We start from the raw sequence: 16,731 nt of genomic DNA, 5'->3' as shown, positions 1-16,731 counted from the left end.
TAGCGGACAGGGATGCAAGCCTAAGTCGCACATTGTGTGACGGCAAGAGTTGACATACCGGCGCTTTGCTTTTAGGTTAGCGACCGAAAATATAAATGATAATCATTATTAAAACCTTTATCATTTTTGGAGGATGATATGGATACGTCACTGGCCGAGGAAATACCGCAGACTATGGCAACACTCGCTCCCGACAGTTTTTTCTTTATGTCGCCGTACCGTAGCTTTACGACGTCAGGATGCTTTGCCCGCTATGCGGAACCGGCAGTTGATGGGGATTCACCGGACAGCCCGTTCCAGCAAAAAATGCACGCCCTGTTTGCCGATGCCAAATCGCAGGGTATCGCGAATCCCATCATGGTTGGGGCCATCCCCTTTGATACCCGCCAGCCATCGTCGCTGTTTATCCCCCGGTCCTGGCAGAGCTTCTCCCGCACGGCGAAGCAACAATCGTCGCGCTACTTTACCGCGCATCAGTCGCTGAGCGTCGTGGAACGTAAAGCGATTCCTGAACAGGACGTATTTGAACACATGGTCGCCCAGGCGGCGGCCCGGACCGCCACCCCGGAAGTGGACAAAGTGGTGTTGTCGCGGCTGATCGATATCACCGCCGACGCCAACATTGACAGCGGTGCGCTGCTGGAGCGTCTGGTGGCGCAAAATCCGGCAAGTTATAACTTCCATGTGCCGATCGAAGATGGCGGCGTATTGATCGGCGCCAGTCCGGAGTTGCTGTTACGTAAAGACGGTAACCATTTCAGTTCATTGCCACTGGCGGGTTCGGCGCGGCGTCAGCCGGATGACGTATTGGACAGAGAAGCCGGGATCCGCCTGTTGGCCTCCGAGAAAGACCGCCATGAACACGATCTCGTGACGCAGGCTATGAAAACGGTACTGCGCGATCGCAGTCGTGAACTGCAACTGCCGTCTTCTCCTCAACTGGTCACCACGCCCACGCTCTGGCATCTCGGTACGCCATTTGAGGGTCAGGCTAATCCCGAGGAAAACGCCCTGACGCTGGCCTGCCTGCTGCACCCGACGCCAGCGCTGAGCGGTTTTCCACATCACGTTGCGCAGAAACTGATTGCCGAGCTGGAGCCGTTCGAGCGCGAACTGTTTGGCGGCATTGTCGGCTGGTGTGATGCGCAGGGCAATGGCGAGTGGGTGGTGACGATCCGCTGCGCGAAGCTGTTGCGTAATCAGGTGCGTTTCTTCGCCGGTGCCGGCATTGTGCCTGCCTCTTCCCCGGTTGCCGAATGGCGTGAAACGGGTGCCAAGCTTTCGACCATGTTGAATGTTTTTGGACTGCATTAAGAGCCTTATTGAACAGGCCTCTAAGGAGCGATAATGAGTATTCCTTTCACCCGTTGGCCGGAAGAGTTTGCCCGCCGTTACCGTGAAAAAGGCTACTGGCAGGATCTGCCGCTGACCGACATTCTGACCCGTCATGCCGACAGTGACCATACGGCGGTGATTGATGGATCGCGGCATCTGAGCTACCGCCACCTTAACCAGGCGGCGGACAATCTTGCCAGCAGCCTGCGTCGTCAGGGCATTAAACCCGGTGAAACCGCGCTGGTGCAGTTGGGCAATGTGGCGGAGCTGTATATCACCTTCTTTGCGCTGCTCAAGCTGGGCGTGGCTCCCGTTTTTGGGTTGTACAGCCATCAACGCACTGAGCTCAACGCCTACGCGACGCAAATCAAACCGGTGCTGCTGATTGCTGACCGCGCACATGCGCTGTTTGCTGCGGATGACTTCCTGAACGCATTTGTGAGTGAACACAGCTCGCTACGCGTGGTGCTGCTGCTCAATGACGAGGGTGAACACAACCTGCAAAATGCGATAAGCCAGCCTGCTCACGATTTTACCGCCACGCCATCGCCTGCCGATGAAGTGGCGTATTTCCAACTTTCCGGTGGCACCACCGGGACGCCGAAGCTGATCCCGCGTACCCATAACGATTATTACTACAGCGTGCGGCGCAGCAACGAAATTTGCCATTTTACCGAAGAAACGCGCTATCTGTGTGCGATCCCGGCCGCGCATAACTACGCCATGAGCTCACCGGGCGCGCTGGGCGTGTTCCTCGCCGGTGGAACCGTGGTGCTGGCGACGGACCCGAGCGCCACGCTGTGCTTCCCGCTGATTGAGAAGCATCAGGTTAACGTCACGGCGCTGGTTCCCCCGGCGGTAAGCCTGTGGCTGCAGGCGATTGCAGAATGGGGCAGTCATGCGCAACTGGCATCGCTGAAACTGTTGCAGGTCGGTGGGGCGAGGCTTTCTGCTTCGCTTGCCGCCCGTATTCCGGCAGAGATCGGCTGTCAGTTACAGCAGGTCTTCGGCATGGCGGAAGGGCTGGTGAACTACACCCGTCTGGACGACAGTCCTGAGCGAATCATCAATACCCAGGGACGCCCGATGTGCCCGGATGACGAGGTCTGGGTGGCCGATGCCGACGGTAATCCTTTGCCGCAGGGTGAGACCGGACGCCTGATGACGCGCGGGCCGTATACCTTCCGCGGCTATTTCAACAGTCCTGAACACAACGCCAGCGCCTTTGATGCCAACGGGTTCTACTGCTCAGGCGACCTGATCGCCATCGATCATGATGGTTACATCACCGTACAAGGGCGCGAGAAGGATCAGATCAACCGGGGCGGGGAGAAGATCGCCGCCGAAGAGATAGAAAACCTGTTACTGCGCCACCCGGCGGTGGTTCATGCGGCGCTGGTCAGCGTGGATGATGAGCTGATGGGCGAGAAAAGCTGTGCCTGTCTGGTGGTGAAAGAACCGCTGCGCGCAGTTCAGGTGCGTCGTTTCCTGCGTGAGCAGGGCGTGGCGGAGTTCAAATTACCGGACCGCGTCGAGTGCGTGGCGTCGCTGCCGCTGACCCCGGTCGGGAAAGTGGATAAAAAACAATTACGTCAGTGGCTGGCATCACGTTCACTGGCCTGAAGGAGAAAAGATATGGCAATTCCTAAACTGCAGGCTTATGCGCTGCCCACCGCGCTTGATGTTCCCGCCAATAAAGTTGACTGGGCGTTTGAACCCGAGCGTGCTGCGCTGCTGATCCACGACATGCAGGACTATTTTATCGGTTTTTGGGGCGATAACTGCCCGATGATGGAGCAGGTAGTGGCCAATATTGCCGCGCTGCGCCAGTACTGCAAAGCGCATAACATTCCGGTCTATTACACTGCCCAGCCGAAAGATCAAAGCGATGAAGACCGTGCCCTGTTGAACGATATGTGGGGACCGGGGCTGACGCGCTCGCCGGAACAGCAGAAGATTGTCGACGCGCTGGCCCCGGACGAAGCGGATACAATCCTGGTGAAATGGCGCTACAGCGCGTTTCATCGCTCCCCGCTGGAACAGATGCTGAAAGAAACTGGGCGTAATCAGCTGATTATTACCGGCGTCTACGCGCATATTGGCTGTATGACCACCGCAACCGACGCGTTCATGCGCGACATTAAGCCGTTTATGGTGGCCGATGCGTTGGCTGACTTTAGCCGCGATGAACACCTGATGTCGCTGAAATATGTTGCCGGACGCTCTGGGCGGGTGGTGATGACGCAGGAACTCTTGCCAACGCCGGTGCCTGCCAGTAAAGAGGCGCTACGCAGCGTTATTCTGCCGTTGCTGGATGAATCCGATGAGCCGCTGGATGACGAAAATCTGATCGACTACGGTCTGGATTCGGTACGGATGATGGCGCTGGCCGCCCGCTGGCGTAAAGTGCATGGCGATATCGACTTCGTGATGCTGGCGAAAAATCCGACCATTGACGCCTGGTGGAAACTGCTTTCCCGCGAGGTGAAGTAATGGTTGGGTTTGATTTCACAGGCAAAACCGTCTGGGTCACCGGCGCAGGAAAAGGCATTGGTTACACCACGGCGCTGGCGTTTGTTGACGCGGGTGCGCGGGTGACCGGCTTCGATCTGGCGTTTGACGGTGAAGCTTATCCGTTTGCCACCGAGGTGATGAATGTGGCAGATGCCCGGCAGGTGGCGCAGGTGTGCGAGCGCTTGCTGGCGAACACCGAGCGGCTGGACGTGCTGGTCAACGCCGCCGGGATTTTACGTATGGGGCCAACCGACGCGCTGAGCGTTGAGGACTGGCAGCAGACCTTCGCTGTCAATGTGGGCGGCGCGTTCAATCTGTTTCAGCACACCATGGCGCAGTTTCGCCGCCAGCAGGGCGGGGCGATAGTCACCGTTGCATCGGATGCGGCACATACGCCACGCATCGGTATGAGCGCTTACGGCGCGTCAAAAGCCGCGCTGAAAAGCCTGGCATTGACCGTCGGTCTGGAACTGGCTACGAGTGGCGTGCGCTGTAATGTGGTTTCGCCGGGGTCGACCGACACCGATATGCAACGTACGCTGTGGGTCAGTGACGACGCCGAACAGCAGCGTATTCGCGGGTTTGGCGAGCAGTTTAAGCTCGGCATTCCGTTGGGTAAGATTGCTCGTCCGCAGGAAATCGCCAACACTGTCTTATTCCTCGCCTCCGATCTGGCCAGCCATATCACCTTGCAGGATATCGTGGTGGACGGCGGCTCGACGCTGGGAGCGTAATGATGATCTGGAAACGACACCTCACGCTCGATGAACTCAATGCCACCAGCCAGAACACGTTGGTGGCGCATTTAGGCGTGGTCTATACCCGGCTGGGCGATGACGTGTTGGAAGCTGAAATGCCGGTGGACCATCGTACCCATCAGCCGTTTGGTCTGCTACACGGTGGCGCGTCGGCGGCACTGGCGGAAACGCTGGGATCGATGGCGGGCTACATGATGACCCGCGATGGACAATGTGTGGTCGGTACGGAACTCAATGCTACCCACCATCGTGCGGTATCGCAGGGAAAAGTGCGCGGCGTTTGTCAGCCGCTGCATCTCGGGCGGCAGAACCAAAGCTGGGAGATCGTGATTTTTGATGAGCAAGGACGGCGCTGCTGTACCTGTCGCTTAGGCACGGCGGTGATGGGGTGACATTGCCGACATCGTAAAATGAAATTGCAGGCTTAACAGGTAAATGAAGTGATCTAGTTAACAATGCAATGTAAATAGTCAGTAGAGTCTCGGGTTTATGTAGTTGTCAGGTTGTTAAATTCAGGAAAGGTGTTATAGAAACAAAATGTAACATCTTTCTGGATCACGCAAACGGACAACAACCATGAATAAATCAGGGAAATACCTTCTCTGGACATTGCTCTCCGTTATCGGAGCATTTGCCCTGGGATATATTGCGTTAAACCGTGGTGAACAGATCAACGCGCTGTGGATTGTGGTGGCGTCGGTCTGTGTCTATCTTATTGCCTACCGTTTTTATGGCCTGTACATCGCGAAAAATGTGCTGGCACTGGACCCGACGCGTATGACGCCAGCCGTGCGGCATAACGACGGTCTGGATTACGTTCCTACCGATAAAAAAGTATTGTTTGGTCACCACTTTGCGGCGATTGCCGGAGCGGGTCCGTTAGTCGGACCGGTGCTGGCAGCGCAAATGGGCTACCTGCCGGGCATGATCTGGCTACTGGCCGGGGTGGTACTGGCGGGCGCGGTGCAGGACTTTATGGTGCTGTTTGTCTCCACCCGTCGCGATGGTCGTTCCCTGGGCGAACTGGTGAAAGAAGAGATGGGCCCAACGGCGGGCGTGATTGCGCTGGTGGCCTGTTTTATGATCATGGTGATTATCCTCGCGGTGTTGGCGATGATCGTCGTGAAAGCGCTGACCCACAGCCCGTGGGGAACCTACACCGTAGCGTTTACCATCCCGCTGGCGATCTTTATGGGCATTTACCTGCGCTATCTGCGTCCGGGTCGCATTGGTGAGGTGTCGATTATCGGCCTGGTATTCCTGGTGTTTGCCATTATTTCCGGCGGCTGGGTGGCTGAAAGCCCAACCTGGGCACCGTACTTTGACTTTACCGGTGTACAGCTAACCTGGATGCTGGTGGGTTACGGCTTCGTGGCCGCCGTGCTGCCGGTGTGGCTGCTGCTGGCACCGCGTGACTACCTGTCTACCTTCCTGAAGATTGGTACTATTGTCGGTCTGGCGGTGGGCATTCTGATCATGCGTCCAACGCTGACCATGCCTGCGCTGACCAAATTCGTTGACGGTACCGGTCCGGTGTGGACGGGCAACCTGTTCCCATTCCTGTTTATTACCATTGCCTGCGGGGCGGTTTCTGGCTTCCATGCGCTGATTGCGTCCGGCACCACGCCGAAGATGCTGGCAAATGAAGGGCAGGCTTGTTTTATCGGCTACGGCGGGATGCTGATGGAGTCCTTTGTCGCCATCATGGCGCTGGTCTCTGCGTGTATCATCGATCCGGGCGTGTACTTTGCGATGAACAGCCCGATGGCGGTGCTGGCACCTGCAGGCACGGTGGATGTGGTCGCTTCTGCGGCGCAGGTGGTCAGTAGCTGGGGCTTTGCCATTACTCCGGATACCCTGCATCAAATCGCTAACGAAGTGGGCGAGCAATCCATTATTTCTCGTGCGGGCGGTGCGCCTACTCTGGCGGTAGGGATGGCGTACATTCTGCACGGTGCGCTGGGTGGCATGATGGATGTGTCGTTCTGGTATCACTTCGCTATTCTGTTCGAAGCCCTGTTTATTCTGACCGCGGTCGATGCCGGTACGCGTGCTGCACGCTTTATGTTGCAGGACCTGTTGGGCGTGGTGTCACCAGGCCTGAAGCGTACTGATTCACTGCCTGCGAACCTGTTGGCAACGGCGCTGTGCGTGCTGGCCTGGGGTTACTTCCTGCACCAGGGCGTGGTGGATCCATTAGGCGGTATCAACACCCTGTGGCCGCTGTTTGGTATCGCCAACCAGATGCTGGCTGGCATGGCGCTGATGCTGTGTGCGGTGGTACTGTTCAAGATGAAACGTCAGCGCTACGCATGGGTGGCGCTGGTGCCAACCGCCTGGCTGCTGATTTGTACTCTGACCGCCGGCTGGCAGAAAGCTTTTAGCCCGGATACCAAAATTGGCTTCCTGGCGATCGCCAACAAGTTCCAGGCGATGATCGATAGCGGTAACATTCCGGCGCAATACACCCAGTCGCAGCTTTCACAATTGGTGTTTAACAACCGTCTGGATGCTGGACTGACCATCTTCTTCATGGTGGTGGTGGTGGTTCTGGGTCTGTTCGCCATTAAAACGGCGAGGGCTGCGCTGAAAGAGGACAAACCGACGTCAAAAGAAACGCCGTACGAACCGATGCCAGAGAATGTCGAAGAAATCGTAGCGCAGGCGAAAGGCGCGCACTAATATTCTCATAACCCACAAGCCCTCTCCGCAGCGGGGAGGGCGTTTGCATGACAGGGAATGACTATGTTTGAAACACTCGCAAAAGCCGGGAAATATTTAGGTCAAACCGCCCGCCTGATGATTGGCGTGCCGGATTATGACAACTATGTTGAGCATATGCGCGTCACGCATCCGGAGCAGGCGCCGATGACCTACGAAGAATTCTTCCGTGAGCGTCAGGATGCGCGCTATGGGGGCAAAGGCGGCGCGAAGTGCTGTTGATTTTTTGCCGGATGGCGCTGACGCTTATCCGGCCTACAACACCGCATTGCGTAGGCCTGATAAGGCGAAGCCGCCATCAGGCAACCCACCATCAGGTAACCCACATCGCACTCACACCGTAAACGACTCCACCTTCTCAAACGCCGCGCGCAGCGTTTCTGGTGTTAACGTGACCGGCAGCGCGTGAATGGATTCCACCGGGCGCAATGTGTGCGCAATCACCTTATCGATCTCAGCACGGTTATTTATATCCACGTCTAACTGGGCCAACCGGGTGGGTAAATTGAAACGCTGGTAGGCTGAAGTGAGTTGAGCCAGTACATCGTCTTGCCCCAGCAGCGCACTCTGTACCAGGATGCCGTAGGCCACTTTGGTACCGTGTAAAAACGCCTCCGTCTGCGGGAGCACCGTCAGACCGTTATGCACCGAATGTGCCGCCGCCACGCGGGTGTAACGCTCGCCCAGACCGCCCACCATGCCGCCGCCGGCAATGATTGCATCCACCACATCACAAAACGCCTGACTCAGTTTCCCCTGCTTTTTATCAGCCAGCGCCTGCTCGCTGTATTCCAGCAGCACGTCGCGAATAGCCAGCGCGCCGTTAATCCCCAGGCGCACGGTCAGCGGCAACGTTTCGGGCTGCGGTGCCAGCACGACTGCTTCGTACCACTTCGCCAGCGTGTCGCCGATGCCCGCGAGTAAGTATTCCTCTGGTGCATTGAGGATTATCTGCGGCTCCACCAGCACCAGAAAGTTGGCGTCATCGAAAATGTCGAAGTGCAGCGCCTGACCGGCATCGTTGTACCACACGGAGAGCGGCGTCCAGGCCGCACAGGTCGCGGCAATGGTTGGGATCGCCACGAAAGGCAAACCGAGACGACGGGCCAGCGCTTTGGCGGTGTCGAGTAATGTGCCGCCGCCCACGCCAATCACCACGCTGCGGTGATCACCGGCATCTTCTGCCAGTTGCTGAACGTCTGTTTCGCTGCAATGACCGGTAAACAGCAGGTGCTTTGCCCCGTCACAATTAAATGCGCCAGGCAGATAGGGACGGGCAGCGGCGATAGCACGCTCGCCATACACCCAGACGGCGCGCGACAGTATGTCGGCGGTGAAGAAATTATGCAGTCTGGACAGGCTGCCGGTATGGGAAAAGTAATTGGCCGGGCCGACGACGACGCGAATTTCGCTCTGACTCATGTTGTGTTGTCCTTTTGGCTGTCCTGTCCACGCAGGTTATTTTTATATAGACGTCTAAACGTCTTGATTGCCAAATACTAACATCGTGTTATAGTGGCTTCAACCACAACATCACACGTCAGGATAACAATAATGAGTAATAACTCGCTGATTGTGCAAAGCAAACTCCCCAATTTAGGCACTACCATATTCTCGCAAATGAGCGCCCTGGCACAGGAACATCAGGCGATTAACCTGTCGCAGGGATTCCCGGATTTTGACGGTCCGCACTATCTGCAAGAACGCCTGGCGTACCATGTAGCGCAAGGGGCGAACCAATATGCCCCCATGACAGGTGTGCAGTCGCTGCGTGAAGCCATCGCCGACAAAACCGCCGAGTTATACGGCTATAAACCGGATGCTGACAGTGAGGTTACGGTGACGGCGGGAGCGACGGAAGCATTGTACTCGGCGATTACGGCCTTAGTGCGACCCGGCGATGAGGTGATTTGTTTTGACCCGAGCTATGACAGCTATGCGCCTGCGGTGGCGCTATCTGGTGGCGTGGTTAAACGTATCGCGCTGCAGCCGCCGTCTTTTCGCGTGGACTGGCAGGCATTTACCGCGTTGTTGAGCGACAGGACCCGACTGGTGATCCTCAATACACCGCATAACCCCTCTGCCACCGTCTGGCAAAAAGCAGACTTTGATGCGCTGTGGCAGGCCATTAAAGCACGCGATATTTTTGTGGTAAGCGATGAAGTCTATGAACACATCTGCTTTGCCGCGCAAGGGCATGCCAGCGTGCTGGCACATCCGCAGCTGCGCGAGCGTGCGGTTGCGGTCTCATCATTCGGCAAAACCTACCATATGACCGGCTGGAAAGTCGGGTACTGTGTGGCGCCAAAAAACATCAGCGTCGAATTACGTAAGGTACACCAGTATTTGACCTTCTCGGTCAATACGCCAGCGCAGTTGGCACTGGCGGATATGCTGCGGGCCGACCCAACGCATTACCGCGACCTGCCCGCGTTTTATCAGCGAAAACGTGATGTGCTGGTGAACGCACTCCGTGACAGTCGTTTGGACATTTTGCCCTGCGAAGGGACGTATTTTTTGCTGATCGATTACAGTGCCGTCTCGGATCTCGATGATGTGGCGTTTTGCCAGTGGCTGACCAAAGAGGTGGGGGTAGCAGCGATCCCTCTGTCAGTTTTTTGCGCCGATCCTTTCCCACACAAGTTGATTCGCCTGTGTTTTGCCAAGCAGGAATCGACGCTGTTGGCGGCAGCAGAACGCCTGGCCGCGTTGTAGTTACTTCACCGTCCAGGCTTTGGAGAATCGGCGGTCGGCGAACAATTCTTGCAGACCGTTGATTTGCTTGAGACGTAATACCTCATCACTGTCCATCCCGAGGTCTTTACCGATTTTTTCTTCACTCCAGCCGAGGAGTGATAATTCACGGACAATTTCAGACATGGCGTGGATTTGATGCCGTCCGTGAGCACGGTTGTGACGAATCGTTGCCGCCATACGTTCATGCCGTTCACGCTGCAAGCAGGTGATGGGTAAATAACCTTTTAGTCGGGATCTCAGCGAGGGTTTGCTTTTGCCTAATTCATGTCGATGAAAACCATCAATGATTTCATATTCTTCTTCCGTTGAGTGAACCACAACGATGGGTTGGGTAAATCCATCTGCCTCGATGGATTTCAGCAGCAGTCTTTTCTCCGGCGGCGCCACGTTATTAGGGTTGTAGTCGTTAGGCGTAATATGATTTCCTTCGACCCATAACACACAATCTACCGGCTCTTCGCGAAAAGGACTGACGCTGTGGATGGCTATTCTGAATTCATTTATGGCCTCAATTCGCTCTTTTTCGGGGAGTTCAGAAAGAAAACCGAGGAGCTCCTGTGTTAATCGTTGTTGCATAAAATCCCCCATTCCTGACGTTTTGTTTTCATGCGTTCGTTATAGCGTTGGTAGCTTTTTGACTTTGTTGGACTAAAAGAAAGCGCCCGACACCAGTAATCATTATTCAGCAGGACTTTGCAGATTCGCCGCCATGAGGGGATATCTCTGGACCCAATATCACCGTCTTGATTTTGCGGGATATCGGTCATACCTTTTTTCTTATACCACTGAATATAGACGGCGATTTTGTTGCGATAGTGCTCAGCTGTCTGTTCTGGCATGCTGTTTAGTAGCAGCATGGCGTACTCTTGCCAGCTTAAATGATCCGGTTTTAATATTTTCCGGTGTCCGTAAAAATGGTTGTCATGACCGGCATAAATACCCCCGCTTTTAACGCCGCTCACGCGGGCGCACATGGCTGCCCATCGCTGCGGTTCAATAACGTGATAGAGCCAAAGGCCCTGGCGTTGTTCCGGGCCAAAGGGTTCGTAAATGCGCATGTATCGCGTCGGGACACCGGCCTGGTACATCAGGTTATACAAGGGGTTGCATGTCATATTTGTTTTAGCAAACCAGGTCCAGATATCGGCCGTTTTCCAATCATAGATGGGATAAATGTACCAGGTATGTCCCCCAGGCGCGGCGGTGGTCCAGGGTTTATCATCGGCAAAGCGCTGCTTATGTGAATTGGCAATCGCGACAAAGCGATTATATGACTCGTCGGCACGGATCCCGACCAGCATTGCGGCCGGCCGCTTTTCTGAAAACCAGTCAGCGAACTCGCGAACGAATTGTTCAAAGGTCATTCCGGTCTGATAGAAATGGAAGAACTGGGGATCGGTAATGGCATCTGCTGGCGGTTGGCGAACCCATTGCGTATTCGGCTCCCAGCACTGCCATTCCGGCTGAAATTGCGAGAGTGAATTTTGCGTGGTTAACGGCAAGGCGACCCAATAAAACCGTTCAATAACGTCGGAGTAATGTTCGCGCAATGCCTGCACATAGTCGATAGTGCAGGAAAACTGGGCCTCCCAGTCGATAAATAATACGTGAATTTTTTTATGCATCTGACGGGCCAGTGTGGCCGTCAGATGCAACATCACCCCTGAATCTTTGCCACCTGATAATGAAACACAAATGCGCGGCAGCGTTTCCAGCGTCCACGTAATGCGCTCCTGAGCGGCTTCAAGTACATTTTTACTTAGCGGTATTTTATAAACAGACATATCAAGCTCAGGTCGTAACTTTATTATTTTTATACATAATAAATGGTTGTAATAAGATATGCTAATTTACGGGTCACGCAACTTTTTTAAATATATTTACTTGGTGTATGGGTTCCATTGATTCATATCGCGCATGTATTGAATTAAAAAATAAACGATGTTGGCTCATTCGCTAGCGGGTATAATTCTTTTTATATATTCAGCAAAGCCGCTGTTGTTAAGTGAGGCGCGATTATACATCAGAAAAAGTTCGGCTGACGGTATCTTTATACCAATATCTATTTCTTTTAGATTGAAAATAGGTGCGTAGTGCTCGAAAATGACTCTGGGAATAATACCGATGATATCAGTGCTGGAAATGACGTTGGTAATTGAAATAAGAGAGTCGCTGCTAAACCCTATATTACGATTGGCCATAAATTCGTTAGTTTTTGACTGGTACTCTTTCATACCCAGTTCTTCAGAGAGAAGAGAGGTAAACTGTTCTTCCAGTACTTGTTTAAGTGTGCTTGAAGCATTTATTCTGGGGTGGTTGCTACTGCAAACCAATACACCTTCGATGGTTTTGAACGGGGCGCAGATAATGGAACGATTGCGCACGGGTACAATAGTAGCGACCAGATCTGCTTTGCGATAAGCCAATATGTTTTCAGCCGTTTCTGCTGACATTAATATATCATGATGTTCAATTTCGACATCGGCATCCTCTCTCAGATAATGAATTAACTCTTTTATATTAAAACCGGTAACAAGTTGTGGGCAGTAAATGACAAACTTCTTTTTCAGGCTGGAGCTATGCATGATATTTATCGTTTGCTCCAGATTGTTAAGATTTTGCTCAAGATGATGGTGCAGGTTAATGCCTGTCACCGTAGGCGTGATCCCTTTACCAGACCGAATAAATAGAGGGTCATTAAACTGTGTGCGTAGTCTTTGCAACGACTGACTTACGGCGGATGGCGTGATATACAGCGTTTCGGCGGCCTTACTGATACTCAAATGTTGATAAATACACTCAAAAATAACCAATAGGTTGAGATCGAATTTTTTAAGGTCATAGAGGTTAGCCATATGTATATTCTCATTGTTATTTTATGTGGAAATATTTCATTTTTATATATTTGAATTGCAAGTTATTTCTTTTAAGAATCTTTTATACGCTTAATGAATAGTTAACTTAAACTAAAGTATCACAGTCAGTATTAATTTGACGAGTAGAAAATGCATCATGAGTGATTGAAATGAGAATGATAACAATCACTCATAATATTAGTTTTAGTTATTACCCATTATAATGTCCAGTTTTTCTTTATCCGGCAGCCCGACGGCCTGTTGTAATGTGTTGTCTTTGCTCATGTAGTAGATTGCCGGCGTGACGTTAGCGCCCAAATCATCCATCAATTTTTGGTTGATATTCAATACCTTCAGCTGCTCGGAAGGGGGCGTCTCTGGCATTTTCAGCGTGAGTTTACCGCCAGAGGCCTCATAGTCATGCCATGTTTTAGCCGGATCTTTGCTGGCCAGAATTGCTGCGGCGGTTGCCGGACTCTCGGGCTTGATTACGCCGACCAACAATGTCCGGAGTTGTACTTTTCCTGAATCAACCCATGGACGTGCCTGTTGCCAAAATTGTTTGCAATATGGGCAGAAGGGATCGGCGAAAACATAGACAATAACCGGCGCGTCTTTTTTCCCGTCCAGAATCCACGACGCTTTTTCCATGCGCTGCCACATTTCACGGCCTGCAGGTGCATAGATTTCTTTTTCTATCAATGTATTACTGAGGTTTTCGCCTTTTTCATTATACATGTAGCCGGAAATGGCGTGTTTCCCGTCAGGCGTGACATAGATAGTCACTCCCATATCCTGGTATTTTCCCAGGTAACCTTTCATTCCACCTGGCGCGTCAAACGGCTTGAGGATGGTAATGCCCTGTTTTTCGATGGCTTTTACCGGGGCAGGGAGTTCTTCGGCGTGCACGATGGCAGGGAGCAAAGCGAAGAGTAATGTACGTTTAAACATTGATTTTCCTTATAAAATCAAAAGGAAAGGGGGCTGAATTGCAAAACCTATCACAGCCATAGGTAAGACCGACGGTCTGTCGATTGCCCTTTCTTGAGTGGGGTGATGTAATCCCAATCGCTGTTACAACCTTTGTTAAGGTAATGTAGAGCGCAACACTTAGCCAGTCCGCTGGCACTGAAGTTATCTGCGGGTAACTCGGGTAATGGGCTCCCTGCAAAGGGGGCCTTTTTACTTTTTGCTACGGTTTCACAACATTTTGTTGAGTCGGTTGTTAGTTAACGCTTATTGATTTGATAAAGGAAACGCATTAGCCCTGATGAAAGATTTTCGTTAACTTATCCCTCAACGAAAACACGGAGGAAGTACAGATGTCTTTGATTAATACCAAAATTAAACCTTTCAAAAACCAGGCGTTCAAAAACGGTGAGTTCATCGAAGTTACCGAGAAAGATATCGAAGGTCGTTGGAGTGTTTTCTTCTTCTACCCGGCTGATTTTACGTTCGTATGCCCGACTGAACTGGGCGACGTGGCAGACCATTACGAAGAACTGCAGAAGCTGGGCGTAGACGTTTACTCTGTATCTACCGATACCCACTTTACGCACAAAGCCTGGCACAGCAGCTCTGACACCATCGCCAAAATCAAATACGCGATGATCGGTGACCCGACTGGCGCCCTGACCCGTAACTTCGACAACATGCGTGAAGATGAAGGTCTGGCTGACCGTGCAACGTTCGTTGTTGACCCGCAGGGTATCATCCAGGCGATCGAAGTTACCGCTGAAGGTATCGGCCGCGATGCGTCTGACCTGCTGCGTAAAATTAAAGCCGCGCAGTATGTCGCTTCTCACCCTGGCGAAGTGTGCCCGGCTAAGTGGAAAGAGGGTGAAGCGACATTAGCGCCGTCCCTGGACCTGGTCGGTAAAATCTAAATTTTCGTCGTCTTTCACGTCATAGCCGTGTTGGCGTCACCTGCTTACCCCGGTCACTTACTTCTGTAAGCTCCCGGGGATTCTCAGGCTAGCCGCCTTGCTCTGACGCGAAATACTTAGGAAATTACGTCAGCCATGGGCGCAGGCGCGCCCATTTTATTCCAGCATCATGACGCAAGTTGCATTGATGCAGTCCCGTGAAATCGGCTTGCATGATGATGTTTTCAGAGAGGGAAGAACAATGCTCGACACAAATATGAAAACCCAGCTCAGGGCTTACCTTGAGAAACTGACCAAACCTGTTGAGCTGATTGCTACGCTGGATGACAGCGCTAAATCGGCAGAAATCAAGGAACTGCTAACTGAAATTGCTGAACTGTCAGAGAAAGTAACCTTTAAAGAAGACAACACGCTGGCAGTACGTAAGCCATCGTTTCTGATTACTAATCCAGGTTCTCACCAGGGACCGCGTTTTGCCGGCTCTCCACTGGGCCACGAGTTTACGTCTCTGGTTTTGGCGCTGCTGTGGACCGGTGGTCATCCGTCAAAAGAAGCGCAGTCTCTGCTGGAGCAGATCCGCGATCTCGATGGCGATTTTGAGTTTGAAACCTATTATTCACTGTCCTGCCACAACTGTCCTGACGTGGTGCAGGCGCTGAACCTGATGTCGGTGCTGAACCCGCGTATCAAGCATACGGCGATTGATGGCGGTACTTTCCAGAATGAGATTACCGATCGCAACGTGATGGGTGTTCCGGCCGTGTATATGAACGGCAAAGAGTTTGGTCAGGGGCGAATGACGCTGACGGAAATCGTCGCCAAAGTCGATACCGGTGCTGAGAAGCGCGCGGCAGAAGAGCTGAATAAACGTGATGCCTATGATGTGCTGATCGTCGGTTCGGGTCCTGCAGGGGCGGCGGCGGCAGTGTATTCCGCACGTAAAGGTATTCGTACCGGCTTGATGGGTGAACGCTTTGGCGGTCAGGTGCTGGATACCGTTGATATCGAAAACTATATCTCGGTGCCGAAAACCGAAGGTCAAAAACTGGCAGGCGCGCTGAAAGCACACGTTGATGACTATGATGTTGATGTGATTGATAGCCAGAGCGCCAGCAAGTTGGTTCCTGCTGCGCAGGAAGGCGGCTTGCACCAGATTGAAACGGCCTCCGGCGCGGTGCTAAAAGCACGCAGCATTATTATTGCCACCGGTGCCAAATGGCGCAACATGAACGTACCGGGCGAAGATAAGTATCGGACCAAAGGCGTAACCTATTGCCCGCACTGTGATGGCCCACTGTTTAAAGGCAAACGCGTGGCGGTGATTGGCGGCGGTAACTCGGGCGTTGAAGCTGCTATCGATCTGGCCGGTATAGTTGAACATGTGACGCTGCTTGAGTTTGCGCCGGAAATGAAGGCTGATCAGGTTCTGCAAAATAAAGTGCGTAGCCTGAAAAACGTCGACATTATTCTGAATGCGCAAACTACTGAAGTGAAGGGTGACGGTAGTAAGGTGACCGGTCTGGAATACCGCGATCGCGTCAGCGGCGACGTCCACAATGTGGAACTTGCGGGTATTTTTGTGCAGATTGGCCTGCTGCCAAACACCAACTGGCTGGAAGGTGCCGTTGAGCGTAATCGCATGGGCGAAATCATTATTGATGCCAAATGTGAAACCAGCGTGAAAGGGGTTTTCGCTGCGGGTGACTGCACCACCGTGCCGTACAAACAGATAATCATAGCTACCGGCGAAGGTGCAAAAGCCTCACTGAGCGCCTTTGATTACCTGATTCGCTCCACCGTACAATAAGAAAGAAAGTAAGACTCACCTGCAAAAGAAGGAAAATGCCTGAGGTCGCAAACGCGTTTCAGGCTTACCGATTCGATGAAATAACATCGATGCGGAAT

At 52.9% G+C, this 16,731-nt stretch carries 15 protein-coding genes; 10 read left to right on the top strand and 5 right to left on the bottom strand.

Annotated elements, in window-relative coordinates; translation table 11 throughout:
• Window positions 1-138 precede the first annotated feature (138 nt).
• The 7 genes from entC (at window position 139) to FDW95_RS17415 (ending at window position 7,550) form a co-directional block, all read left to right on the top strand.
• The gene (entC, locus tag FDW95_RS17445; protein WP_115259128.1) at window positions 139-1,314 is read left to right on the top strand and encodes an isochorismate synthase EntC; all 1,176 of its coding nucleotides are present in this window, start codon (window positions 139-141) and stop codon (window positions 1,312-1,314) included.
• Between the two features lie 33 nt (window positions 1,315-1,347).
• Complete coding sequence (gene entE, locus FDW95_RS17440) at window positions 1,348-2,958, top strand: (2,3-dihydroxybenzoyl)adenylate synthase EntE (RefSeq protein WP_115259127.1); 1,611 nt, start codon at window positions 1,348-1,350, stop codon at window positions 2,956-2,958.
• A 12-nt stretch (window positions 2,959-2,970) separates the two neighbouring features.
• Window positions 2,971-3,828, top strand: coding sequence for an isochorismatase (locus tag FDW95_RS17435; RefSeq protein WP_115259126.1), 858 nt, complete (start codon window positions 2,971-2,973; stop codon window positions 3,826-3,828).
• Window positions 3,828-4,583, top strand: coding sequence for a 2,3-dihydro-2,3-dihydroxybenzoate dehydrogenase EntA (gene entA, locus FDW95_RS17430; protein ID WP_115259125.1), 756 nt, complete (start codon window positions 3,828-3,830; stop codon window positions 4,581-4,583). The genes FDW95_RS17435 and entA overlap by 1 nt, the downstream gene beginning before the upstream one ends.
• Before the next feature lie 2 nt (window positions 4,584-4,585).
• A complete protein-coding gene (entH, locus tag FDW95_RS17425; RefSeq protein ID WP_115259979.1) occupies window positions 4,586-4,999 on the top strand; it encodes a proofreading thioesterase EntH in 414 nt (137 codons plus the stop codon).
• A gap of 184 nt (window positions 5,000-5,183) precedes the next feature.
• Window positions 5,184-7,289: a pyruvate/proton symporter CstA gene (cstA, locus tag FDW95_RS17420; protein ID WP_096757929.1), complete on the top strand. Its 2,106-nt coding sequence runs from the start codon at window positions 5,184-5,186 to the stop codon at window positions 7,287-7,289.
• A 63-nt stretch (window positions 7,290-7,352) separates the two neighbouring features.
• The gene (locus tag FDW95_RS17415) at window positions 7,353-7,550 is read left to right on the top strand and encodes a YbdD/YjiX family protein (protein WP_096757928.1); all 198 of its coding nucleotides are present in this window, start codon (window positions 7,353-7,355) and stop codon (window positions 7,548-7,550) included.
• A gap of 111 nt (window positions 7,551-7,661) precedes the next feature.
• On the opposite strand, the gene FDW95_RS17410 is transcribed toward FDW95_RS17415, so the two are convergent.
• Window positions 7,662-8,750, bottom strand: a complete 1,089-nt coding sequence (locus FDW95_RS17410; RefSeq protein WP_115259123.1) for an oxidoreductase — start codon at window positions 8,748-8,750, stop codon at window positions 7,662-7,664.
• A 132-nt stretch (window positions 8,751-8,882) separates the two neighbouring features.
• Between FDW95_RS17410 and FDW95_RS17405 the strand changes: the two genes are divergently transcribed.
• The gene (locus FDW95_RS17405; RefSeq protein WP_115259122.1) at window positions 8,883-10,043 is read left to right on the top strand and encodes a pyridoxal phosphate-dependent aminotransferase; all 1,161 of its coding nucleotides are present in this window, start codon (window positions 8,883-8,885) and stop codon (window positions 10,041-10,043) included.
• Here FDW95_RS17405 and FDW95_RS17400 read toward each other — a convergent pair whose 3' ends face one another.
• From FDW95_RS17400 to dsbG, 4 genes are all read right to left on the bottom strand, one after another.
• Complete coding sequence (locus tag FDW95_RS17400; RefSeq protein ID WP_115259121.1) at window positions 10,044-10,661, bottom strand: ParB/RepB/Spo0J family partition protein; 618 nt, start codon at window positions 10,659-10,661, stop codon at window positions 10,044-10,046.
• A complete protein-coding gene (locus FDW95_RS17395; RefSeq protein WP_137363559.1) occupies window positions 10,646-11,869 on the bottom strand; it encodes a phosphoadenosine phosphosulfate reductase in 1,224 nt (407 codons plus the stop codon). The genes FDW95_RS17400 and FDW95_RS17395 overlap by 16 nt, the downstream gene beginning before the upstream one ends.
• Window positions 11,870-12,034: 165 nt before the next feature.
• Window positions 12,035-12,940: a LysR family transcriptional regulator gene (locus FDW95_RS17390; RefSeq protein ID WP_115259119.1), complete on the bottom strand. Its 906-nt coding sequence runs from the start codon at window positions 12,938-12,940 to the stop codon at window positions 12,035-12,037.
• A 204-nt stretch (window positions 12,941-13,144) separates the two neighbouring features.
• Window positions 13,145-13,891, bottom strand: coding sequence for a thiol:disulfide interchange protein DsbG (gene dsbG / locus FDW95_RS17385; RefSeq protein WP_137363558.1), 747 nt, complete (start codon window positions 13,889-13,891; stop codon window positions 13,145-13,147).
• A 371-nt stretch (window positions 13,892-14,262) separates the two neighbouring features.
• Between dsbG and ahpC the strand changes: the two genes are divergently transcribed.
• Together ahpC and ahpF are read left to right on the top strand one after the other, a co-directional pair.
• Complete coding sequence (gene ahpC / locus FDW95_RS17380) at window positions 14,263-14,826, top strand: alkyl hydroperoxide reductase subunit C (protein WP_115259117.1); 564 nt, start codon at window positions 14,263-14,265, stop codon at window positions 14,824-14,826.
• Window positions 14,827-15,067: 241 nt separating this feature from the next.
• Window positions 15,068-16,633 (top strand): alkyl hydroperoxide reductase subunit F, encoded by a 1,566-nt coding sequence (gene ahpF, locus FDW95_RS17375; protein WP_115259116.1) that lies wholly within the window; start codon window positions 15,068-15,070, stop codon window positions 16,631-16,633.
• Window positions 16,634-16,731 lie beyond the last annotated feature (98 nt).

It is taken from the genome of Citrobacter sp. wls718 (assembly GCF_005280945.1).
Taxonomy (GTDB): domain Bacteria; phylum Pseudomonadota; class Gammaproteobacteria; order Enterobacterales; family Enterobacteriaceae; genus Citrobacter; species Citrobacter gillenii.
The sequence above is the reverse complement of the archived record's forward strand: the minus strand, read 5'-3'. Positions and strand labels throughout refer to the sequence as shown.

Coding starts and splice junctions, on each gene's coding strand:
- dsbG (WP_137363558.1), bottom strand. CDS start 13,891: ATGTTTAAACGTACATTACTCTTCGCTTTGCTCCCTGCCATCGTGCAC.
- cstA (WP_096757929.1), top strand. CDS start 5,184: ATGAATAAATCAGGGAAATACCTTCTCTGGACATTGCTCTCCGTTATC.
- FDW95_RS17405 (WP_115259122.1), top strand. CDS start 8,883: ATGAGTAATAACTCGCTGATTGTGCAAAGCAAACTCCCCAATTTAGGC.
- ahpF (WP_115259116.1), top strand. CDS start 15,068: ATGCTCGACACAAATATGAAAACCCAGCTCAGGGCTTACCTTGAGAAA.
- ahpC (WP_115259117.1), top strand. CDS start 14,263: ATGTCTTTGATTAATACCAAAATTAAACCTTTCAAAAACCAGGCGTTC.
- FDW95_RS17415 (WP_096757928.1), top strand. CDS start 7,353: ATGTTTGAAACACTCGCAAAAGCCGGGAAATATTTAGGTCAAACCGCC.
- entC (WP_115259128.1), top strand. CDS start 139: ATGGATACGTCACTGGCCGAGGAAATACCGCAGACTATGGCAACACTC.
- entE (WP_115259127.1), top strand. CDS start 1,348: ATGAGTATTCCTTTCACCCGTTGGCCGGAAGAGTTTGCCCGCCGTTAC.
- FDW95_RS17400 (WP_115259121.1), bottom strand. CDS start 10,661: ATGCAACAACGATTAACACAGGAGCTCCTCGGTTTTCTTTCTGAACTC.
- entA (WP_115259125.1), top strand. CDS start 3,828: ATGGTTGGGTTTGATTTCACAGGCAAAACCGTCTGGGTCACCGGCGCA.
- entH (WP_115259979.1), top strand. CDS start 4,586: ATGATCTGGAAACGACACCTCACGCTCGATGAACTCAATGCCACCAGC.
- FDW95_RS17410 (WP_115259123.1), bottom strand. CDS start 8,750: ATGAGTCAGAGCGAAATTCGCGTCGTCGTCGGCCCGGCCAATTACTTT.
- FDW95_RS17395 (WP_137363559.1), bottom strand. CDS start 11,869: ATGTCTGTTTATAAAATACCGCTAAGTAAAAATGTACTTGAAGCCGCT.
- FDW95_RS17390 (WP_115259119.1), bottom strand. CDS start 12,940: ATGGCTAACCTCTATGACCTTAAAAAATTCGATCTCAACCTATTGGTT.
- FDW95_RS17435 (WP_115259126.1), top strand. CDS start 2,971: ATGGCAATTCCTAAACTGCAGGCTTATGCGCTGCCCACCGCGCTTGAT.